This window comes from Acinetobacter nematophilus (assembly GCF_026344175.1).
Taxonomy (GTDB): domain Bacteria; phylum Pseudomonadota; class Gammaproteobacteria; order Pseudomonadales; family Moraxellaceae; genus Acinetobacter; species Acinetobacter nematophilus.
In genome coordinates this window covers 21068-45605 of sequence record NZ_JAPKMY010000017.1, presented here as the reverse complement: position 1 = coordinate 45605, position 24538 = coordinate 21068, and the positions used below count along the sequence as shown (strand labels likewise).

17 protein-coding genes are annotated in these 24538 nt (G+C 37.6%); 14 read left to right on the top strand and 3 right to left on the bottom strand.

Annotated elements, in window-relative coordinates:
- Window positions 1-238: 238 nt before the first annotated feature.
- A complete protein-coding gene (locus OSH00_RS19690; protein ID WP_266131828.1) occupies window positions 239-1114 on the top strand; it encodes a 5'-methylthioadenosine/S-adenosylhomocysteine nucleosidase in 876 nt (291 codons plus the stop codon).
- Window positions 1115-1140: 26 nt separating this feature from the next.
- Here OSH00_RS19690 and OSH00_RS19685 read toward each other — a convergent pair whose 3' ends face one another.
- Window positions 1141-1686, bottom strand: coding sequence for a DUF2062 domain-containing protein (locus OSH00_RS19685; protein WP_266131827.1), 546 nt, complete (start codon window positions 1684-1686; stop codon window positions 1141-1143).
- Window positions 1687-2143: 457 nt separating this feature from the next.
- Here OSH00_RS19685 and OSH00_RS19680 point away from each other — a divergent pair, with 457 nt between their 5' ends.
- From OSH00_RS19680 to OSH00_RS19645, 8 genes are all read left to right on the top strand, one after another.
- Window positions 2144-2737, top strand: coding sequence for a LysE family translocator (locus OSH00_RS19680; protein WP_266131826.1), 594 nt, complete (start codon window positions 2144-2146; stop codon window positions 2735-2737).
- Between the two features lie 133 nt (window positions 2738-2870).
- Window positions 2871-3440, top strand: coding sequence for a dCTP deaminase (dcd, locus tag OSH00_RS19675; RefSeq protein WP_004827590.1), 570 nt, complete (start codon window positions 2871-2873; stop codon window positions 3438-3440).
- Window positions 3441-3789: 349 nt separating this feature from the next.
- Window positions 3790-5136, top strand: a complete 1347-nt coding sequence (locus tag OSH00_RS19670) for a hypothetical protein (protein WP_266131825.1) — start codon at window positions 3790-3792, stop codon at window positions 5134-5136.
- 862 nt (window positions 5137-5998) lie between these two features.
- Window positions 5999-7405 carry a hypothetical protein gene (locus OSH00_RS19665; RefSeq protein ID WP_266131824.1) on the top strand — a complete coding sequence of 469 codons (1407 nt, stop codon included), beginning with the start codon at window positions 5999-6001 and terminating at the stop codon, window positions 7403-7405.
- 257 nt (window positions 7406-7662) lie between these two features.
- The gene (locus OSH00_RS19660) at window positions 7663-9219 is read left to right on the top strand and encodes a hypothetical protein (protein ID WP_266131823.1); all 1557 of its coding nucleotides are present in this window, start codon (window positions 7663-7665) and stop codon (window positions 9217-9219) included.
- Between the two features lie 16 nt (window positions 9220-9235).
- Window positions 9236-9988 carry a hypothetical protein gene (locus tag OSH00_RS19655; RefSeq protein WP_266131837.1) on the top strand — a complete coding sequence of 251 codons (753 nt, stop codon included), beginning with the start codon at window positions 9236-9238 and terminating at the stop codon, window positions 9986-9988.
- Between the two features lie 25 nt (window positions 9989-10013).
- Entirely contained in the window at window positions 10014-12485 is a 2472-nt protein-coding gene (locus tag OSH00_RS19650) for a DUF6160 family protein (RefSeq protein WP_266131822.1), read from the top strand.
- 95 nt (window positions 12486-12580) lie between these two features.
- Window positions 12581-13528, top strand: coding sequence for a DUF6160 family protein (locus OSH00_RS19645; RefSeq protein WP_266131821.1), 948 nt, complete (start codon window positions 12581-12583; stop codon window positions 13526-13528).
- Window positions 13529-13596: 68 nt separating this feature from the next.
- On the opposite strand, the gene OSH00_RS19640 is transcribed toward OSH00_RS19645, so the two are convergent.
- Window positions 13597-15312 (bottom strand): proline--tRNA ligase, encoded by a 1716-nt coding sequence (locus OSH00_RS19640; protein WP_266131820.1) that lies wholly within the window; start codon window positions 15310-15312, stop codon window positions 13597-13599.
- A gap of 248 nt (window positions 15313-15560) precedes the next feature.
- A complete protein-coding gene (locus OSH00_RS19635) occupies window positions 15561-16202 on the bottom strand; it encodes a hypothetical protein (protein WP_266131819.1) in 642 nt (213 codons plus the stop codon).
- A 284-nt stretch (window positions 16203-16486) separates the two neighbouring features.
- On the opposite strand from OSH00_RS19635, the gene pilG reads away from it, so the two are divergent.
- From pilG to OSH00_RS19610, 5 genes are all read left to right on the top strand, one after another.
- Window positions 16487-16870, top strand: a complete 384-nt coding sequence (gene pilG / locus OSH00_RS19630; RefSeq protein WP_266131818.1) for a twitching motility response regulator PilG — start codon at window positions 16487-16489, stop codon at window positions 16868-16870.
- A 20-nt stretch (window positions 16871-16890) separates the two neighbouring features.
- Window positions 16891-17259 carry a response regulator gene (locus OSH00_RS19625; RefSeq protein WP_004827615.1) on the top strand — a complete coding sequence of 123 codons (369 nt, stop codon included), beginning with the start codon at window positions 16891-16893 and terminating at the stop codon, window positions 17257-17259.
- Between the two features lie 3 nt (window positions 17260-17262).
- Entirely contained in the window at window positions 17263-17799 is a 537-nt protein-coding gene (locus OSH00_RS19620; RefSeq protein WP_196077415.1) for a chemotaxis protein CheW, read from the top strand.
- A gap of 42 nt (window positions 17800-17841) precedes the next feature.
- Window positions 17842-19911 (top strand): methyl-accepting chemotaxis protein, encoded by a 2070-nt coding sequence (locus OSH00_RS19615; RefSeq protein ID WP_196077414.1) that lies wholly within the window; start codon window positions 17842-17844, stop codon window positions 19909-19911.
- Window positions 19912-20055: 144 nt separating this feature from the next.
- Window positions 20056-24531: an Hpt domain-containing protein gene (locus OSH00_RS19610; protein ID WP_266131817.1), complete on the top strand. Its 4476-nt coding sequence runs from the start codon at window positions 20056-20058 to the stop codon at window positions 24529-24531.
- Window positions 24532-24538 lie beyond the last annotated feature (7 nt).

Here is a 24538-nt window from a genome sequence, read left to right as displayed (position 1 = left end):
AAAAGAAAATTAAACATCAAAAGATTCTAAAAATGCGCATACAAACATAAAGTTTATTAAGGGTGGGGAATTGAAATCAAATTGCGGTGATGAATAATGAGCTGTTTGAATAAGCTTAAATGAGATCAAACATATCCAAATCATATGTATTCTAGTTTTGATATAAAAAATGAAATTTGTGGAATTGGTATATTCATTGCTTAAATATCCAGTTCTTATTTAAGCCGTTGAGCAAATGATGCAATTCAAAAAAATGATCCATGTTCTTGGCATGTGTGGTTCTCTACTATTGACAGCATGTAACAATGATTCAAACAATAAAAGTGAGAATACGACTGCTCCAAAAACCCTACAACCCATTGTGATTCAAGGTGCATTACCTGTTGAGTCTGAGCAAATGGCAGCAAAACTGAGTAATGCGACCGTAGAAACTGTAGGTGGATGGAAGTTTTGGAAAGGGACTTATCAAGGTTATCCTGTGATTATTTCTAAGACACGAATGGGAATGAGCAATGCGGCAGCTGCAACGGCTATCGCAATTGAGCGTTATAAGCCCATTGCCATTATCAACCAGGGGACATCGGGTGGGCATGATCCTGATCTAAAGGTCTATGATATTGTTTTAGGTCGCTATACAACCAACATTGGTGCATTTAGAACCCCTAAAAAAGCATTGGGAGAAGGTTCTGACGCTTTAGAATGGAACGAAGCCTTTGATGTATTGCCAGATGATGAATCTGATCCAGAGCCGATCGCAATTCGTAAATTTGAAGCGGATACTGATCTTTTAATGGCAGCACACCGTGCCCAGAAGAATTATATGCAGGGCAATGTGGTTGAAGGTACCATCGGTTCGGCTGATGTGTGGAATAATGAATTAGATCGAATTGCATACTTCCATAAAAATTATGGGACTTCGGTGGAAGAAATGGAAGCAGCATCTGTTGCACAAATTGCCAGTCAATTTAAAGTCCCATTTTTGGGTATTCGAGTGCTGTCAAATAACATTACCAATGGTGGAGCTTATGATGCAGGCACTGGTGAGGCATGCCAGCATTATGTGTTGGATGTTGTGGTTGAATATATGAAAGCTAAACAGGCTGTTTCAAAATAACAATCAAAGGTGTTGGAGATAAATTTTTAAAGGGAATGATTTTTACGGTAATTCCATTTTCTAATCACGCTCCACCGCCAATATATACGTGTCAAGATAAATAGCAAAGATGCGCATACTAAAGCCTCGATAAAAAGCCCAGTAGCTAAAATTTTTGCCAGACTAAAATCAATATGACCGTGCCCGAAGTTTTTGATCCAATGGATAATTTGGTGAAATACGCCTAGAAGCATTTCTTTATTGATCATATGTACATGATAAATTTTAGAACCAATCCAAAATGCAAAAAATAAAATTGGGACAATGGTGATTGGATTCATGATCCAGGCTAAAATTAGACCAATCGGCAGATTTGCCTCAAATATCAATATTGAAAAAATAATGAGCAGGGTATGAAACGGAATGGGCAAAATCCCCCAAAACGTACCTATAAACATTGCTTTCGAAATAGACTTTCGATTGACGTACCAAAGCTGAGGACTTAAGGCTTTTTCGCCAAAAATCTTCATGAATTTCAAATTATTGACCCGTTCTGGCGAAGGGAGCCAAGACTGAAAAAAATGCTTTGCCATAAAACTAAAGAATGAAGGAAAGGTGACTATTGTGCATCAATGTAGATAAAAACGACAACCTTTCGAACAAAATACCTGAAAGAATGAATGATGGTTTTGAGTGAATGTTAAGCAAAGAAACTGAAAATTACCTTAAAAACAGTGATATCCAGTAAAGCGCATGTTCATTTGCGATAAGCAATCCATATTTGTGTGATCAGTTTCACTTTTTTGACTTAACTATACTGATTTAAAAGACATTATTGAAAGTTTTATTACTCAAATATGAACGTAAAAACAGCAATCACGGCTTAAATGACTTTGGAGTCTTTTGCGTTATCTAGACATGTAGTTGATTGAAAATAAAATATATTTAGTTTTGTTTTTGGTGTTCTTTGAGATTTCTCTTACAATTATTTTTTTGCCAATTCTCACTAAAAGATTTAATCTGCGCTCAATTGATAGGTGAGGTCATTTAATGATTTCATGGTTTTTTATTGGCCTGGTGGTGACGATTCTTTTAACACCTGGACCAACTAATACGCTTTTAGCGTCTTCTGGAATTCAAGTTGGAATTCGAAAATCTCTTGCACTTATTCCAGCTGAAGCTTTAGGATATTTTGTCTCCATCACGATTTGGGGATTGATCATCGGTACTGTATCGAAGCAGTTTCCAAGTGTGCCTGTTATACTTAAACTATTTAGTGCGGGTTATATCCTATTTTTAGCTTTAAAATTATGGCGTACAGCAAATCAAGATGAAGGCTTTAACCAAGCAACTATCCGTGCTAGAGAATTATTTTTGGCAACGCTGTTAAATCCAAAAGCGTTGTTATTCGCTTCTGCAATTTTTCCAACCTACGTATGGCAAAATGCTTCAGCCTATACCTCCCATATGTTGGTCTTCCTATTGTTGATTATTCCGATTGCATTCTTTTGGACCTTTATCGGTTCTGTGATTTGTAGCAATAAAGTGTCCTGGTTGAATCAACGCAATATGCAAAGAACCGCTTCTTTAGTCTTAGTTAGTTTCACAGTTCCTCTCAGTTACTCTGCTCTTTTAAGTTTATAAGGTCCTTCTCGTTAAAGTCTGTGGAGTTTACTTACAGACTGAGGTAAAGCTATTTCGCAAGAAACATTCCTTTCAAAAGCAATTTCAGTTAAAGTACAGCGCAGTAAACAGCACAGTTTTGGGATAGAAATAAATGGCCATTAAGTCTGATCGTTGGATTCGCGAAATGAGCGAAAAACACGGTATGATTGAACCGTATGCAGAAAACCAAGTTCGTTATGATGAACAAGGTGAGAAGCTAATTTCTTATGGTGTATCAAGCTATGGTTATGATGTCCGTTGTGCGCGTGAATTTAAAGTATTTACCAATGTTCACTCCGCGATTGTAGACCCAAAAAATTTCGATGATCGTAGTTTTATCGATATCGAATCTGATGTATGTATTATTCCACCAAATTCATTTGCTTTGGCGCGTACAGTTGAGTACTTCCGTATTCCCCGTAATGTTCTCACTGTTTGTTTAGGGAAATCGACTTACGCTCGCTGCGGGATTATTGTCAATGTCACGCCGCTCGAGCCAGAGTGGGAAGGTCATGTGACACTAGAATTTTCCAATACGACCAATTTACCAGCACGTATTTACGCAGGTGAAGGTGTAGCACAGATGTTATTCTTCGAATCAGATGAAGTTTGTGAGACATCTTATAAAGATCGTGGTGGTAAATACCAAGGTCAAACAGGAGTCACTTTACCTAAGACCTAAAAAAATCAGTTTAAAAGGCAAGTAAAATACTTGCTTTTTTTGTGTCTGCAATTATGGATATAGTAAATATATTGTGATGTATAGATTTATTTTAATTTGAGTTTTGCGATAAATAAAGCAGATTGTTTAAATTAATTTAAGAAAATATTAAATTATTCTAAATTAATGATTTTTATCGGAATATACAAATATTTTCTCGGTATAAACTTTGATCTATGCTACAAATGAAATCATTCAATATATGCTAAATATAATGTGATTTATATTATGTTATTCAGATAGGAATTGAATGAACATTTAGCATAAAGATAAAAATAAGGTCAAGCTTTGCTCAGGATGGAAGCGTATTATGTCCCAGTTCAAATATTTAAGTCTTGCATTGGTTGCATTGAGTGGCTTTGTCATAGGCTCAAGCCATGCAGCAACGTTACAGCCACTTACTGATCAGCAACTGTCAGAAACGACAGGACAGGCGTTGATGAGTTTAAGCTATTTAGCACCTACAGACGCAGCAAATTTAGAAGCTCGCCGTTCTGGAGGGGACGGTACGGTTGGTTTTTATAAATTAGGACTTGAAGCTACAGTTGAATTGAATGCAAATATTAAAAAACTGCAATTGGGTTGTGGTGGAGCGAACGGAGCTGGTGCTTGTGACTTAGATTTGGATAATGTTTCATTTGGTTGTATTACAGGGGCATCTGGTTACTGTATTACTACTGCTACAACTAATCCAAAACAACCTACAGGTCTTGATAGCAATAACTCGATTAGCAACCAAGTAAATATGAAAGATTTTGTTTTAACCAATCCATATTTTCAGTTTGCAATTAAAAATCCCAACAGTGCCTCTACTCGTGAAGTGGTGGGTATTCGTATTGGCGCTGAAAAGGCTGAAGGACCATTATCCATTGGTAGTCTAAATACATTTAGTGGTTATTTTACTGGGAAAGCAAATTTGACAATGCAAGGTGAAACGAATGTTTCTCCTGTAAGATCAAATACATGGAATACAAATGCAATATCGACACCAAGCGCCTTTTTGGGTCTCGATGATGCAACAATATTAAATTTAGGTTTGGCTTCAGTAAAATATAGTGAAATTACCGCAAACTATTCAACTGTGAGTCGAAATGGTCTAGCAGTTTCTGTCGTTGGAAATCGTGTAACTCAGGCGAAAATACAAGGTTTAGATTTAAGTGCAGTGGTCGATGATATTATGAACGGTACTTCAACTACTTCTGCATTAGAGCTGAATACCAGTAATTCTTGTGTAAGGATTCTTGGTATTTGTTCAGGATCTTTCGGCGCAAATATTGGTAATGCACTCTTACCGGTATTAAGAGGTGGAATCTCAGACTATATTAAGCAACAGTTAGCAACAGGTTTAGGGACTACGGTTTCTGGTTTAAGTACTTATCAAATGCCTTATAACTTAAGTAATGTCCATCAAATCGATGTGAATTCAAATACCTTTGGTATAGCCCTATCTGCACAAAATTTACAATATCCAGATTATGCGGCTGCTGTGAGTAAAGGTTGGAGTATGTATCTTCAAGATGCGTTCACACTCAATATTTCAGATAAAGTCAGTAGTCTTGTAAGTAATATTGCATCCAGTTCAAATGCCAGAGACGGAAATATTACCTTATTAGAGCAGCCTTACCGTAATTGTTATGGAAACTTAAAGTTCTGTTGATTTAAAACTCCTCTAAATTTTTTAGAGGAGTCTGCTGGTCTGATGAAACACGTATGCTTTTATTCTTTTCCAATTTCACCTGATGAGTAATTTTGATTATTGGAAAATTTTTACATCTAGTCTTTCTCTAATTTATTAAAGCATATTGATATATTACAAGATTTTAATTATTTGTTGCGCTGTTTGAACCAATTACAAGCAATAGCTCAATAATGATTTATTTCCTGGAAAATTGATATTGCATTCAGGTCAACTCATATTTATTAACCAGATAATATTTGTATTTAGTGAATTTGATATGACTGATTGAGTCTTAGCATGATTTTAATTGGTTATCTTTATTGATTTGAATAAAGAATATTGAGCAGAATTTTTTGCTTGAATCACATTAAAACTATATGTACGCATCTTCTAGACTAAACAGGTATGTATTCTTACAACTCATCCTAACAATAACGTTTTATAGTTACATCTAATTTTTATTGTGAAGTTTAATTATAAAAACAAAATAGTGCAGAATAAAAAAATTTATAACTCACTCTAGATAAAGATGTGTATTTAAAAATGATAAAATACAGTGGGTTGGAGGGCACTGTTATAAACTTAAGTTAGTGTCTTAATAATTGGGTTTTTAAGTGCATGAAAAGTATCGTATTTTTATATTTTGTCATTTTATCGGAAACACATCAGAAATCAAAATAAGTGTGATAACTTACTCATATTATATTGCTCTATTGAAAATTAAAATACATTTTTACTGTTAAAGTTTTAAGTTTTATAAAGTTTTTTTAAAAACTAACTTTTACTGCTAAAAAATAGAGTGTAACAATTTTGAACATAGTCTAAGGATGAGGAGATGTTCATGTTTAAAATAAAGTCTTTGTGTATAACACTTTTTTCATTTAGCATTTTTAGTGTGTCCTCCGTATATGCGGATTTTTCTGCTTTACAAAGTATGTCAGATGAGCAACTTTCTGAAACGACAGGGCAGGCACTCATGAGCTTGTCTTATATTGCACCAACAGATGCAGCAAACCTTGAAGCTAAGCGTAAGGATAGTGCAGGAAATATAATAGGTGCAAAAAATATTGGCTTTTATAAATTAGGTTTGGAAGCAGAATTAGAATTGAACGCCAATATAAAAAAGCTACAGTTGGGGTGTGGTGGTGTCAATGGTGCAGGGAATTGCGATATTGATATTGATAATCTGAGTTTAAGTGGCTTAGGGAATTCTGCAACATCAAATACAAACAGTGCAAGTGATCGAGCAGCGCGTGTAGGGTCTAGTGCGGTATTAAGCAATCCCTTTATGGAGTTTGCGATTAAAAATCCAAATAGTGCTTCGACGCGAGAGGTTGTGGGGATTAATCTAAGTTCAGAAAAAGCCATTGGATTATTAACATTTGGCCAAGAAAATAGTAGTAGCAAAAACGGAATTAATTCTTTAAGTGGTTATATGAAAGTTGCAGCTACCACTGGAACAGCTTTGGTGAACGGTTTTGGTAATAGTTTGATTTCTGGAGAAGCATCTAGAAGACAATTAATACAATCAGATGGTTACAATGCAATCAACGGGAAGGCTTGTTGCGCTGTTTTTATTATTCCAATTAATTTTGTTACTACTTCATATAATTTAAACTTACGAGATAAAGCAACTGGAAGTAATATTTTAAAGGGAGATTTATTATTACCAGAACAAGTAATTACTGGAAAGCGTATAAATAGTGCAGCATTGAAAGCAAGTGCCTTAGTACGAGATATTGATTTGAGTGGTAATATTATCGCTAGAGCCCTAGGTGTTATTAACTTGGATAAAGAAACGAGTGGAACAATTAAAAATTTAAATGTAGATGTAAATATTAACGAGGATTTAGGTTATTTTCACAAAGCCAGCCTAAATGGAACTCCTGCATCCTTATCCTTACAAGGACAAGATCTGCAATGGCCAGGCAATAAATCTACAGCTGCTAAAGGTTGGTGGTTAGAGTTTTCTAATCCTATTGATATCGGAAAAATTGATCCGACTGATCGTGTTGATATTCCTAAAGCAACTTTAAATGAAGTTATGAATCAGGTGAGTGATTATTTGCAAGATAAACCTGTACAATGTGGGTCTCTTGCATTAGAAAATTGTCTTTTTGGCAGTACAATTCCTTTAAAAGACGTTGATCTAAAAGACGCAACTCGACCTAATATGACATTGAATAACTTGCAATTAGCCAAACAAGACTTTACCCCAAACTGTTATGGTACTTTAAAATTCTGTTAAAAATGATCATCAGATTTAAAAAGCAATAGAAGCAAATGTTCTATTGCTTTTTTTATATTTCTAGAATTACGTTTATCGGAAAAACGTGTATTTTACATAAAAGACTTTGGCATAATGAAAAATATTGCATAAGATAAAGTGTGATATAGATAACATAACTGTATGGGTAGGGAAAGACCATAATGTACAGTGACGTAGAGATTAAGAAATAAAATAAAATATGGTGCGGAGCATCGTATAACACAGGAAGGTCATAGATGACTACACTCACTTATACGGCAAAATTTCATAAAACAGTTTTGGCTGGTTTTGTTGGCTTGGTCATTTCCCAATCGTGCTTCGCATTGGAAGTCATGTCTGATGAAAAATTAAGTGATACCACAGGTGAAGGTATCGCCTTATTACCTAAAGATGCCTATATGGTGTTTCAAGGTGCTGGCGTGAACCAGTCGCAAAATACAATACTGACCGATCGTAGTTTAGATACGGGATACATTTATTATGTGCCAGTAGGACCGTTGTCATCAATCGTGCAAGATACCAATAAAGATGGTGTTGTGAATAGCAGTGATCACTCAGTGGGTAAGGCAGATTTATATTTATACGGTTTAGCTTTGTCTAAAAATGCGACCAATAATGCAAATCTACGGTTAGATGCAGGACAAACAGGTGGTATAGCTAATGCTGCAATTAAAAGTTGGGGGACTGCAACAAATCCTTGGATATTTAATGTAAAAACAGATCAAAATATTCCAGATTTTGGTACAGGGAGCAATTCGGTAACCTATTTAAATTTTGAAGCGCCGTTATATGAAAATATCTATACATTTGCTGCTGATAAAAGAACCGTAACTACAAATGCATTTGTCAATGATGCAGGTGGTGAGGATGCATATAACCTTAAACTAGCGCTATGGGCAGATGGTTTCGTACGTGATCAAAGTAAACCAGATAAGGACTCAAACCAATTTAATTTAGGTGAGGGATTTAGTACAACCGCAACAGGGCGTGCAAACCGTATTCGTTTACAGGGTATCTTTAATGGTTTTGGATTGAATGGCAGTAAAATTCAACTATTCCAGACACTAGGCGGTGCGACCAATACAGGTGGGATGAGTGCTTTCTATAATAATACTTTAGGACTTGCTGGCGTTATACGGTTGAATAGTGGTGATGGTTCTAAATTATTGGGAACATCTGCATCAAATTCGTGGGCTATGCCTGTAAACTTGATGAATCATGTGTTGCGTTTAAGTACCCAAGAATGTGGGGTAGGAAACTTGAATGGTTGTACAACAGGTACAGCGCAAGACATATTATCTACTCCTGCAATCAATGGCGGATTAGCCCCCACTTTTTCGGATAAAGAAGGTATTTATATTTATAACCTGAATACAAATTTAGTATTGGGTTCATTGTATCAACCACTTATTCTGGGTTCTGATGGAACAAACTTTAGTTTGGAACTAGCTCGAATTCCAAATAAAGAATCAATTTATAAACAGATATATACGGATTATACCGGTGCGGATACAAGCTATAAAGGATCAACTTGTAATGTTTATAACTGTGGTACAAGTTCAATTTCAGGTTACCAAGGGAGTACAGCGACGCACAGTAGTATTAGCATAGGGACTGTTTATAGTCCTGATGCTGGTAAAACTTTACTTGCCGATAAAACTGCAGGCGCTGTTGGAATTTCATTTAATCAATTAAGTAATGCCGCTACTTCAAACGCACAGAATAATTTGGGGTCAGCGGTCATTGATGGCATGCTGATCCAACATATGAAAATAACGACTAAAGGCTTATAGGATAGGACGAATTATGATGAAAAAAACAATACTCCTTATTCTCACTGGCTTATTGAGCGTTCATGCAGTTGCTCTGGAAGCGTTATCCGATCAAGATCTACAGCAAGTCGAAGGCCAGGCTGGGGCAGATTTATCTTTAAAGCTGGTATTGAATCAAATTAATGCCAATGATTCATATTTCACAACAAATAATGCTTATAAGTTTGATAATGGTGTTGGTGGAATTTGTGAGAAATTACAATTTTGCCACTTAGCATTATCTGTAAATAATCGTTATGTCGATGCAAATGGTGTGGCGAGCAGTACTGAAGGAAAAAAACTCTGGGTTGTATTTAAAGGAATTCAGGGAACTATTAATATTCAGAAATTGGGTTTGGATGGTGCTGATTTAGTTTATAAAAATACCAATGATTTACAGATGATTAAACCAGCTGTTCAGTTATCTTTTGATGCAGATAAACCTATACAGATCCGTAACTTTGGCTTTAACTCGCTTTCTATTGAAAAAGATGAATTCACCAGTAAAACCAATGCGGATGGAACGGTGACTGAAAATTCTTCAGGTGCGACACAAGCGCAATATGGTTATTTAAAAGCCAATACGTATGCTGCGAAACCTCAAACAACGGGTATCAATGGTTCTACTGCAAACAATTACGATACAGGTCGTGAAACTGGATTTATGGGCATGCAAATGAATGGCAATCTGGCGCTTCAGGGCAAGTTAATGATGTTTAGTTGTGACTCAACAATGAATAAACGTTGCTAAGGAAAATAAATCTGAGGGCTCAAGGATGAAAATACAAAAACAACAGCATGGAAAGAGATTTATTTTAAATACATTGGCATTCAGCTTATTGGTGATGCATATGCCTGCTTATGCACTTCAAGCTTTGGATGATGGTGATCTTAGAAATGTAAATGGTCAAGACGGTGTCAATATAGAAGCGACATTGAAAGAAGCCAATATTAAAACATTGTATTGGACTGATCAGACGGGGCGTGCAGAAGCGGATGCAACGAGTCAAGCACTTACGGCAACAGCAGATACTGTCAAGATTCAAAAAAATAGCGTTGCATCGCCATCAGATCCATTAACAGCGAATTTAAAACTGAACATGGGGAGCACAAATGGGCAGGCTGGAGTTAATCTGAATTTATCACTCTCTCCTGTGCTCATGACTGTGGATTCATTTCGAGTGTGTGACAGTGATCCAAGTGGCGCTCGCTGTAGTGCAAAAATTGGAAATTTAGCGATTCAAACTTCATCAAATACAATAATCGGGATAAAAACAGTCAATGGGCTTTTGAGCAAAACCAATCAACTGGATATGACTTTAGGACTTCAAAATGCCAATATTTACCTTGGACAAACCAGTGCTGCAAATCAACTAAATCAGTTGATTTTAAAGAATTTCAACTTCAACTTTAAAGGTAAAGGATTTGCATTTGTGGATGCAATTGAAGGCTTTAAGTTGCAAACAAACTTGGGGGCTAATACTGCAGGAAATTCTGCAACACCAAATGCGACCTATGGTTATGTTGATTTAGCCCGTGTTGTTGACCCTGCCTCTACAAAAGCAGGTTTTATCAATAGTGGGTCTTATGGCAATGGCACTACAACTTCCAATGCTGGTCTAAATCTTGAAATTATGGTGAATAATAAAGGGACTAATTTTACACCAGCATCTTTATATGATGTAGACAACTATAATACCCCAGTAGGCGCGAAAGGCTTGATTCGTGTAGGTGCTAGTGGTCGTATGGTGAACAGCTCACTGCAATTCCGCGGTATACAGAATGCAAGCAATCTTATTGGTTCTGCCGTGAATGCGACAGGTACTGATACCGGTAAAGATATTGTCGGTAGTTCTGGAATTGCATTTAGAATGAAAACAGACTTTACCAAAGATAGCGATACAATGCTTGCTGGCAGTGGTGATGCAACCACCTTAGAAATAGGCGGTGCGGGTTTAAATAGCTATGGGTTTGAATTTGGCAATTTAACAGGATTACAAAAAGATACGCGTGCATCTTTTGATACCGGCAGTGTATTTTTAAACCTAACAGACTCAAAGCAATTAACTTTACCTGTTAATAATACATTCCAAACTTCAAGTTTTGCCAATGGTCAGTCATTGACAAATGTAAATGACTATAAACAGGATATTTATAGCACTTTGACAACGGGAAATCGGCCTTATAGTGTTGTATCTTCTATTCGAGGTGCGGCATTCCAAGCAATTTCTCGAAGAGGTCGGTTTACAACAAGTGCGGGTGTAGCCACAAATAATCTTTTTACAGATAGTGGATTGAATAACCAATGGGGCTTGGCACTACCATTTTATAATCTGAATGCAAACTTAGCGATGTATGGAACAACTGTGGATGCAGATAAAGTGTATTCTTATTCAACGGATGGTACACAAAGTAAAATAGCACTTTCTGGTCAAACTGCTCGGCTTGGCTTTTCACTGGGGCTCACGACAGAAGGTGTAGATAAAAATGGCACTACTAAATTGGGTAATAATACAACATCGATTATGGTGATTGATGGTGGGTTACGAAATGGTCAGCCTACAGATTATTATATGGGACTTAGAAATATCGATATGTTACTCAAGGGAAATGGTAGCGTTGGTGTTGAAAATGGAAGTTTAAATTTAAGCTTAAAAAATATGTTGGTTGTGATGGCTGCTGAGGTTGCTGGTGGTTATTTACCTGGAACTACTTACAAATCATGTGCCCTAGGTTTAGCGACAGCATCAGTTGCATGTGGGAATAAAAGTGCCTCGGATATAAATAATTTTGCAAAGAGTGATGATGTACTATTTGGTGTAAAACTTCGTTTCGGTGGCGATATGGACCTCTCCTTGATTCCGAGTAGCGAAATAAATAATGATGGTACAGGCAGTCGTTTAACTGTTGTGGGTGATTTAAAGTTGGCTCAGAATAATAATACGATTCAGATCAGTGATCCAGTGAATGGTTCATCGCTCGGTTTAGATAATTTGACAGGGAATGTCCGCTTTAATAATGCAATTGTCATTAGTAAAAATCCAACTTCAGGTACAGGTCAAGTTGGATTTAATGCAAGTTTCCAATTTAATCCGACACAATCGGTAGATGGTGTATTTAGAGCGAGAGACTTAAACTTTTATCCTCCAGCTGCTTCGGGCGCATTAGTATCTGGTGCACGCTTAGGTGAAATTGCATTGACAGGTGGTCGCTTAAGCAGTGAACTCAATATTATTCCGCGAAATTGATGCGTTATTGGTCGGGTTATACTTTTATCGTAGTTCATTTCTGATTAGACTGTGATGTAGTAGACAGTATATAAAGTTTCCTAAGGATTAGGATAATGAAGAAAAATAACAAGCTAGGGTGTATATCATTATTGATATTGAGTCCAGTTGCAATGGCGATGCAACCCCTGGATGATCAAGGTCTTTCTCAAACAACGGGTCAGGCAGGGATTGATGTCGGTATAAATATTAGCAAAGTTCAAATCAATCAACTGTCCATTATTGATCGTGACGGATTAGGTACAAGTGTGAATGATGCAAACAAAGCATCGCTTGTTGTTGCTGGCAAAACGGCAGGTACGCTTGCAGAGCAAAGTTTAAATGTAACGTTCTTGGGGGCTTCAACTACACCAACGATGAAGGTCATGTTGGATGCAGATGGCAGTACTGGAGGCAAACCATTTGCGAATATTGGTTTAAGTTTCGGCAGCAATATTACGGGTATTAAAGTTTCGCCTTTTGCACTTTATTTGGCGGGTGCGAGTTCATCTTCAGGTCCAACAGGGTATCAATCTATTTTCACCGGAACCAGTGAAAAACCTGATGTGATTAAAATACTGAAAATGGACAGTGGCTTTGACATCAATTTTGCTGCAATTAAACCCACAATGAATTTACAACTCGGCAATGCCCCTCAAGGTCGTATGCTCGCTTTTGGCGGAGCAATTCAATCCATTTGTGGCGCAGGAACTGGCTGCGCTATAGCCCTTCTGTCAGACGATAGTGATATTGGTGCAAACTTCAATTTTCAACTCACGGGTACAGATAAAACCAATGGTTTCTCGTTAAATGGTTTCTACGCAGGCGTTGAGCCAAGTGGTTTTGTTTTTGGCAATACAGGTGAGTCCAGTAAATTTGATGTAGGGATCAATCAGATGATTATGGGAAGCAGCGGTACCAGTACATCTACTGTGTTTAATGGTCTTCAAAATGGTTCGATGGGGAATTTTGGTGCAATTGGAACCTCAGTTACTGATTTAAAAGTCAAAATTAATGGTTTATAAGTTTTAATTTTTAATTGGTTTAAATGAAAAAACCCGCAAAAATTGCGGGTTTTTATGACTGAGTAAAATTATTTCGCCAATTTGGCCAATAGATCTGCTTTGCTTAAATCAACAGACTCAGTATCTTTACGACCTTTATATTCAAAAGTACCGGCATCCAAGCCTTTCTCACCAATCACAATACGATGAGGAATACCTGTGAGTTCTAAATCTGAGAATTTCACACCTGGACGCTCATTACGATCATCTAGTAAAACATCATAACCTGCAGCTTGTAATTCATTATATAACGCTTCTGCAGCTTCAAGTGTACGTGGTGATTTTTGTGCATTCATTGGAACAATGGCAACTTCAAAAGGTGCAATCGCCATAGGCCAGATAATGCCTTTGTCATCAAAGTTTTGTTCAATTGCAGAGGCAACTACACGCGTTACGCCAATACCATAACAGCCCATCGTCACGACTAGTGGTTTACCATCATCACCGAGTACTTTACAGCCCAGCGCCTCAGAATATTTTTTTCCGAGTTGGAAAATATGACCCACTTCAATACCACGTTTGATCATGATGGTGCCTTGACCATCTGGAGAAGGATCGCCTTCTACGACATTGCGTAAATCAAACACTTCAGTAAATTGAGCATCACGTTCCCAGTTTACACCAATAGCATGTTTATCCACTTCATTTGCACCAGCAACAAAGTCAGAAAGCACTGATGCAGCACGATCTGCAATGACTGTTATGCCTTTTTCCACCAGTCCTTGAGGACCGCAGAATCCAGCTGTCAAATCTAATGCCTTTAATTGTTCATCCGTCGCAAAAGTCAATGGAGCTGCAATCAATGGGTGCTTTTCCGCTTTGATCTCATTGAGTTCGTGATCACCACGTAAGAACAATGCAACCACAGGAATGTGACCGTTTTCGTCAGCAACACCTTGTACCAATAAAGCTTTAACAGAATGGGCAGGATCAGTATTTAGAAAGGTAGAAACATCCGCAATGGTTTTTTGATTAGGTGTATCAACAATCGTAAACGCTTGTTTTGGTGCTGCCCGTTCACCCACCAAGATTGCTTCAGCCATTTCAACATTGGCTGCGAAATCTGATTCGGTAGAGAATGCGATATCATCTTCGCCACTTGATGCAAGTACATGGAACTCATGTGAGCCAGACCCTCCAATCGAGCCAGTATCAGCTTGAACAGGACGGAAATTTAAGCCTAAGCGGGTGAAAATCCGACAGTATGTGTCATACATGACATCATAAGTTTCTTGTAGCGATGCTTGATCTACATGGAAAGAGTACGCATCTTTCATAATAAATTCACGTGAACGCATTACACCAAATCTTGGGCGAATTTCATCACGGAATTTGGTTTGAATCTGGTAGAAATTCATCGGAAGCTGTTTATAACTTTTTAGCTCGTTGCGTGCTAAATCTGTAATCACTTCCTCGTGTGTTGGACCTAGAACAAAATCATTGCTGTGACGGTCTTTAAAACGTAAAAGTTCAGGACCATATTGCACATAACGACCTGATTCTTCCCAGAGTGAAGCAGGCTGTGTTACAGGCATTAAAGTTTCCAATGAACCTGCGCGATTCATTTCCTCACGCACAATTGCTTCAACTTTATTGAGTACTCGTACACCCATCGGCAGCCAAGTATATAAACCTGAAGCCAACTTACGAATCATCCCAGCACGTAACATCAACTGGTGTGAAATGACCTCAGCATCGTTTGGGGTTTCTCTCAACGTAGCAAACAAAAAGCGACTCGCGCGCATGGAAACTGTCCTAAAATTTTTAGATTTAAAGCGCAGATTATACGATAAAATAATACGATAAAAAATTAGCTGAAGTTTTTTAATGTCTGATTGGTTTGAAATACAAAGATCAGATGATGCGTGATTTCTCATAAAAGGGTATTTCATGAGGTTTAAATTTAAGAAAGTTGAATGAAAATTTAGATAGCTTTGGTTTTTGTTAAGATTTTTTCAATAGTGAGTATGAATTTTTTTGAGTTAAAAGTTGATTATTCAAGTTTTTTTAGCCGATTAATAATATCGTCATACTTGCTTTGGGTAGTGCGGTAACTATTTTGTAAATTATTAATATAACCTTTTGTTTTGTCTATATTTTCTGCATTGTACTTGATTCGATCTTTAAGGATGGATGGTACTGTATTGCCTTTTCTATAATATTCCATTTCCTGTCTTTTTAATAGAATTCGATCACTTTGTAATTGCTTAAGGTTTTGATTTTGTAGTGCTATTTGTTGTTTTAAGTTGTTGAGCAGCTCATTACGTTTATTGGTGGCAACGGACGAGTTTCCATAAGCACGTTTGAGACGGGCATCTTGTTCTAGTTTACGAACTTCAGATGCCCTGGAGGTTGACTGTTGCAAATCCTTTTCAACATTATAGGCAGGGTTGCGTTTAATCACTTGCATATTGCGATCAAGTGCTTCATAGCCATTTCTGATGTGTGCAGGCGTGACTGAAGTACTAATATTTGCAACCCCGTTTTTGTCATAATATCGATACCAAGCAGCTCTAGGTTGAGATATATCTGCATATGCCACAGCGCTGCACATGATCAAACAGATTACTAAGGTCAAACAGCGTATTTTTTTTGTTTTTAAGCCAGCATTTTGATAATAGATTATTCTATCCATTCGAAGTCTGCCATCCCCAAAAAATAAAGTCAGTTATATGATTTTAAAAACGATCTTTGATCATTTTATGTGGTTACAAAATTTTAATAAACAATTAAGTTCTAAAAAAATACAGAATATTTTTTTTTATGTGAGCTTTACTGTGTTTTTCTATTTGAAATGAGATTTATGACAAGAAATGTTCATTGATAAAGTGAGTTAATATATGTTAAAAAACCATGATTAATTGTAAAAATAAATCTGTACAGCACAATTCATTCCAAGCTTACGGAAAGGGGCATTAAATGGACGATAAATTTCAAAATCTTAAAGTCATGGTGATCGATGATTCTAAAACCATTCGTCGTACTGCTGAAACGTTATTACAAAGAGAAGGTTGTGAAGTAGTCACTGCTGTAGATGGTTTTGAAGCTTTGTCTAAGCTTGCTGAAGCTAATCCAGATATTGTTTTTGTTGATATTATGATGCCTCGTTTGGATGGTTATCAAACATGTGCTTTGATTAAAAATTCTCAAAATTATCAAAACATTCCAGTCATTATGCTATCAAGCAAAGATGGCTTATTTGATCAAGCAAAGGGTCGTGTTGTTGGCTCTGATGAATATTTAACAAAACCATTTAGTAAAGATGAATTATTAAATGCAATTCGCAACCATGTGAGTGCATAACGGTTAATTGGGGGGAAACAATGACAAAAATTTTAATCGTTGATGATTCACCAACTGAAATGTTTAGATTTAAAGAAATCTTGGCTAAACATGGATTTGAGGTGATTGAAGCAACCAATGGTGCAGATGGGATTACTATTGCACAAGCAGAGTTACCAGATCTTGTATTGATGGATGTGGTAATGCCAGGGGTCAATGGCTTCCAGGCAACTCGTCAAATTGCTCGTGGTGCAACAACGAAGCATATTCCAATTGTGATTGTAAGTACTAAAGATCAAGAAACTGACCGTGTGTGGGGCAAACGTCAGGGCGCTTGTGATTATCTCACCAAACCTATTGATGAAAATCAGCTGATCAGCACAATCAAGCAGCATCTGCAAGCAGGATAATGTATGGCAGCAAATGGATTTATCGAATTACTTCGATTGTCTAAGCGAGGAAATAAAAATTACGCTGACAATGATAGTGAAGTAAACCGATGGTCAGGCATTGCATTTGAAATGATGGGGCAATATTTTGTTGCTCCATTGGGGGAAGTTTCGGAAGTCATTTATCCGCCAAAATATACACCAGTTCCCAATGTTCAGGGCTGGGTAAAAGGTTTAGCGAATATTCGCGGACGGTTATTGTCGGTTTCCGATTTGGCTTTTTATTTAACGGGGCAAAGAAGCCAATTTCTACCTACTCAAAAAGTCTTATGTATTAGTCATAATGACCATTATGTTGGTCTGGTCGTAGATCAGGTTTTGGGGATTCAACATTTTAATAAAAAAAGCTTTTTTTCTAAAAATAATCAACTGGAAGAAAAGCTTCAAACCTATTGTCAAGGATATTTCCAACAGCATAACCAAGCCTGGAATATATTCTTATTCAGTCGTTTGTTGAATGATCCTCAATACATGAATGCATCAGAAAAATTTATAAACTAGCTTTGACGCCTAATTAGAGTTAAGCGAATCGGGAGAAGCTGAATGGGCTTTAAACTAAAAAAGAAAAATACAGGGGATACTGCTCAAAAAAGTAGTCCAGGCGTATTAACAAAAACCAAATCCAAAATTGATGAGTTTGCAAAGTTATTTGGGGAAAGTGACAAATCAAAACCATTTATTCAAATGGCGATTGTCAGCATCATCGTCGCGATTATTTTACTTTTGGTTTTATTCTATACAGTTCCTCGAAATAACGACTTAACTCGTAGTTTGGGTGAATTAAAGCTTTTATCTCAAACATTATCGCGTCAAGCAACAGAAGCAACAGCTTCAGGCTCAAAAGAATCGATCAATGCTTTAGTAGCGTCACAAAAGAAATTTAAAGAAAACTTGGATATTGTTAAAGATATTCATGCATCGTCAAAAGCAGTAGAAGGGGTCGAAAAAACCTGGAATCAAGTTTCTGCTGATATTGACATGATTGCAACCCACCAAAAAATCATTAACCAGTTATATGACACCAATATCGCCGTTGCAGATGTGATTCCTGGCATGCAGGCTGAATATAACCTAATGGTTGACCAAATGGCACGTGATAACATGCCGAGTACACAGGTTGTAATCGCGAAAAACCAAGTATTCCTTGCAGAACGTATTTTACGTTCTATTGGTTCAGTACTAGGGGGTTCAGATAATACACGTGCTTCTGCAGAAGACTTCAATGCCGATACTGAAACTTTTGGAACATACCTAAATGCACAGTTAAACGGTAATGCTGACTTGGGTGTAACGCGTATTGACAAGCCTGAGTTGCGTGAATCTTTAGAAAGCATCAAATCAGATTACAATGAAATTGTGCAATTGGCATCGACTTCAGTATTAAAGAACTCTGATCAAATTTTTAAAGTTCGTCAGGCATCATCAAATATCTTTGCTGAATCAGATAATTTATTAAAGGGCTTAGATCGACTCTCAGTAAATACAGGTGTAGGCACTATTTTACCTGCCTTAATCTTATTGTTTGCTTTAGGCGCATTCTTATTTGCTGTATTTAAATTGATTGGTTTACGTAGTGAGTCAGATAAAGTACGTGTAATGCGCTTACAAGACGAATATGACCGTAACCAAAATGCGATTTTACGTTTATTGGATGAAATTGCCGATTTGGCTGATGGTGACTTGAGTTCATATGCAACGGTATCTGAGGACTTTACAGGTGCAATTGCCGACTCGATTAACTTTGCGATTGACCAATTACGTGACCTTGTATCGCGAATCAATGAGACTTCTCAGGAAGTTGCACAATATACTCAGAATACACAACAAATTACCAACCAGTTGGCTGAGGCATCTGAGCATCAGGCGCAAGAGATTGCTGGTGCATCCACAGCGATTAATGAAATTGCACAATCGATTGACCATGTATCGGCAAATGCTGCTGAATCCGCAGAAGTAGCACAACGTTCAGTACAGATTGCATCAAATGGTGCAGATGTTGTAAACCGTTCAATTGAGGGTATGGACACGATTCGTGAACAGATTCAAGAAACATCAAAACGTATCAAACGTTTGGGTGAGTCTTCTCAAGAGATTGGTAACATTGTCTCGCTGATTAACGATATTGCCGACCAAACCAACATCTTGGCATTAAACGCTGCAATCCAAGCATCTATGGCTGGTGAAGCAGGTCGTGGTTTCGCCGTGGTTGCGGATGAGGTACAACGTCTTGCAGAACGTTCAGCATCTGCTACAAAGCAGATTGAAACATTGGTAAAAACCATTCAAACCGATACCAACGAAGCTGTTATTTCAATGGAACAAACCACTTCTGAGGTTGTACGTGGTGCAAATCTTGCAAAAGATGCGGGTGTTGCTTTGGGTGAAATTCAAACGGTATCGAGTAACTTGGCAGGATTGATTGAAAGTATTTCTGAATCAGCAAAATTGCAGTCTGCATCAGCAGGTCATATCGCCAATACGATGAATGTTGTACAAGAAATTACTTCGCAAACGACAGGCGCAACGTTTGATACAGCGCGTTCGGTATCTGAATTGGCAACTATGGCGGATTCATTGCGTCAATCAGTTTCTGACTTTAAATTACCAGACTAAAACGATTGAGACTTGATATGCGTAATTTCTACAATAAAAATGTAGGGGTTGCGCACAGTGAAAAGCCTTCTAAAGCCATTCAGCTTGACTGTATTTTGAAAGGTTTTAGTCCCAAAATCGGGAACTAACATAGAAGCCTGAGCTATGAAAGAAATATTAAAACATTTAGTTGAACACGTCACTTTACCTGAAGATGCTTATATTGATCAGGATGATGAGATTTTAGAAATTTTTGTAGAAGAACTTGAAGAAATTTTTGAACAGTTACAAGCTTCTCTTGATCAATGGCTAAGTGATGAGTCCAAAGACAAGGAATTGGTGAATGTACGTCGCTATTTCCATACCCTTAAAGGCTCTGGACGTATGGTGGGGGCAAAGCGTTCAGGGGAGTTGGCTTGGACTGTTGAAGATACATTAAATCGTGTAATTGCAAAAAACTTGGAATTAAGTACTGAAATTCAACAATATGTCAGTGCTGTATTTAATGTGTATAAGTTCAAATTGTATACTGAGTTTTTAAACAAACAACCACATCATCTTGATTTAGCACCATTGGTGTATTTGGGGCAACAATTACAGCAAAAGCAGAGTTTAGAGCCTGCATTGGCAGATCTACTGTCACTTGCGCACACCCTCAATGATGAAAGTGTGGTGACAGGTTTAGAGTTTGCAGAAGATGAGGCTGCTGTAGGACATGCGGAAACAACTGAATCAATCGCGAGCTCCGAAAATGTGGAAGAGCATGCGATACCAGATCTGATTCAAACCGAAGAGTTTGCTTTAGAGGCAACATCAACTTCTGATGAAAGTCTAATCTCTGAAACATTGACGATTTTTGTTGAAGAGTCGGAAGAACATCTGGCAACAATAAAGGACTTTTTACATTTAGAGCAACATACACCTGAACAATATAATCGCTTGATTCGCGCTTTACACACTTTGCGTGGCAGTTCTTCAATGGCGCATATTCAGGATGTATTTGAAGCAAGTGGTAAAGTTGAGCATTTGTTTAAAGTGTTGGTCCAAGAGGATACAGAGTCTTCTAAAAATGAAAATGCATTATTGACCTATTATGCTGAATTCGTCAGTGATTATCTGCATGTGCTCAAGCAAACGGGTGATCGAGATAAGCAATTAGCACAGATTTACCAAAAATTTAATGATGCTTGGGAACGTTATGATTTCCAAAATCAATATCAACAGGATCATCAGCCACAAGTAGGGCTAGTGACTCAATTGGTGGATTTGGAAATCGATCTATTGTTGGATGCCGAATTTGAGTTTGATAAACGCGCTCAAATTGAATATCCAGAATATTTCCAACAACTGATTCAACAAGCTCAGATTCTGGTCGATCATACTGACAATCGTGCGTCACAAGGTATTCATGATTTCAGTCTTGCACTCAAGGATGGATATGCACAGATTATTGCCAAGTCGGATTTGCTGAACACCGATTATGTATTTGAAATTTTCTCTAAAGCTCATCAGGAATTCATTCATTTATTTGATACATTGGCATCAGGTCAACGTGTCATTCTGAATGATGCAACTCAGGCGATTTTGGATGAGCTTCATGATTATGTACATCAAGATATTGATGTGGATCAGGTTCAAATTGCTGAACCAGCCGTTGAACATATGGCAGCAGTTGTACCTGAGATCAACGCTGTTGAGACAATCAATCATTCTGTCTTAACCCAAATTAATCTAGATAAGCAAAATATTGATTCTACGCAAAGTCAGCGGGAATTTGATGCCGACGTTCTTGATATTTTCATTGAGGAAGCGGATGAACTGTTGGTGGGGATGGACCATGATCTCAATACATGGTCGAGTCATCCAGATGACACCACAGCATTAAATAATTTAATGCGTTATTTGCACACTTTAAAAGGTGGTGCAAACATGGTTCAAGCGACGAATATTGGTTTAATAGCCCATGAACTCGAAACAATTTATGAGCGAGTAATTAAAGGTCAGCTCAAAGCTGGACCACAAGTTATTCAATCTATTCGTTTAATTCAGGATGATGTTGCAGATCGTATTCAGTTGATTCGTGAAAAATCTATTGATTACCCAGCAACACATATTCTTGGAGTTTTACAGCATATTGATCAACAGCAATTTTCGCCTGATACGAATGTTGAAGAAGCTGACAAAGTTGAAGACGAGATCGTTTTAGTCAACGATTCTCCAGATCTGGATGTTGTTGTTGAACAGCAACAGCGATCAACACTTGAACATGTTGAGCCAGTAGTTGAAGAGATTCAATTAGATGATTTAGATGATGCAGAACGTGTTGCTCAAGAAACCTTTATTGAGGAAGCACGTGAGTTGATTGATGATGGGTTAAGCATTTTAAGTCAATGGTTTGATCAACGAAGTAACCGTAGTTTACTGCTTCAATTACAACGTATTGCGCACAGCTTAAAAGGCGGTGCAAAAATGGTGAAATTAGAAGGTGTTGCGGATATTGCCTATGAGCTTGAAAATGCATTTGAACAATTTGGTCAGCACAACTTTAATTCGAATGTGTATGACGGTTTATTGGAAAGTGCTTTTCACTGGTTAGATGCAGCAATCTTCAAAAAGAGCTACGATAATTTTGATGGTTTAAAGTCAAATTTAAACCGTATTCAATATGTTGATGTTTCTGCTCAGCTTCCAGAAAAACTATCTCGAACCAATTTGATTTTTGAACAGACCAATAATGAATTTGTTCAGGGGGATGGGACTGAACCACCTTCAATGTTGGGTGAATGGGATCTTTCTGAAAAAACTGAAACCAGCAATGAGATGATTCGTATCTCTGCGGATTTGGTTGAAAAGATGATCGATCTTTCTGGTGAAAATGCCATTAACCGTTCGCGTATTGAAATGGATTTGGGTCAATTGGGAAATACGTTGACCGATATGGAGTTAGCGATTCAACGTTTAGCGGATCAGCTTCGTCGAATGGAAGGTGAGCTGGAAAGTCAAATTATTGCTAAGCACGGTGATTTAAGTGCGCGCTATGCAGACTTTGACCCATTGGAAATGGACCAATATTCATCTTTGAATCAACTGTCTAAATCGCTGGCTGAATCTGCATCCGACTTGGTGGACTTTAAAACCACCTTGGCTGAAAAAATTCGTGATACGGAAGGTTTGTTATTGCAGCAATCACGGATTCAAGCTGAAATTCAAGAAAGTCTGATGCGTACCCGTCTTGTTCCTTTCTCTCGTTTATTACCACGTTTACAGCGTCTGGTACGTCAAACTGCTTCGACGGTCAATAAGCCTACTGAGCTTTTGGTTAATAATACGGAAGGTGAATTAGATCGTAATATTCTGGAGAAATTAGTATCTCCTTTAGAACATATGTTGCGTAATGCAATTGACCACGGGATTGAAGATACAGAGCAGCGACAAAAAGCTGGCAAGTCATTGACTGGTCGAATTGACTTGAATATTAGTCGCCAAGGTACAGACGTTTTGGTGTCCTTTAAAGATGATGGTAAAGGAATTGATCCTACAATTATCCGCGAAAAAGCCATCGAAAAAGGTTTGATTAAATCAGATCAGCATCTAGAACCAGAGGAAATTTTACAATTTATTTTCCATCCTGGTTTTAGTACAGCGCAGCAAGTTACCCAGATTTCTGGACGCGGTGTTGGGCTGGATGTGGTTCAAAGTGAAATTAAGTCGCTGGGTGGGCAGGTCAGCGTAAGTTCTGAATTGGGCCTGGGCTCGACTTTTACCATCCGCGTACCAACAACAGTTGCTGTCAGTGATGCATTGATGGTGAAAGTCGGTGATCAACAATTTGCTGTTCCATTGTCGCAAATTGATCGGATTGTACGAATTTCTCCAGCTGCTTTGGAAGAGTATTTTGAAACTCAAAATGACTATTTCGACATAGATTACCAAAGTTATAAATTGCGTTATCTCGGTGAGTTTACAGCCAATCAGGTGACACCACGTTTGCATGGCTTTGCACATTCATTACCTGTGTTACTGATTAAAGGCAGTTTAGGTCAATCTGTTGCAATTCTAGTCGATCAGTTGATTGGCTCACGTTCTCAAATTGTGGTTAAACCGATCGGCAAACAATTTGCAGCAATTAATGCGATTGCAGGTGCTACGATTCTTGGTGATGGTCAAGTTTGTTTGATTCTTGATGGGCAAAATATTGCCAGACAAGTTCAGGGTTCAAGCCGAGGTGGGGCTGAATATCTACAACAGGATAAACAACGTCATCGTGATCAACGTCGTTTGATTATGATTGTGGATGACTCAGTAACTGTTCGTAAGGTAACGTCACGTTTATTAGAACGTCAAGGTTTTGATGTGATTACAGCTAAAGATGGTGTGGATGCGATTGAGCAACTTGAAAATGTTAAACCAGATCTGATGCTGTTAGATATTGAAATGCCGCGCATGGATGGATTTGAAGTGACCAATTTGGTTCGACATCATGAAATTCATCGTGACTTGCCAATTATTATGATTACCTCACGAACAGGTGAAAAACATCGGGAACGTGCATTTAGCTTGGGGGTGACAAACTATATGGGTAAACCATTCCAAGAGGCTGATTTATTAGCCAATATTGATGCTTTGTTGACGGTTAAATAGGAGCACT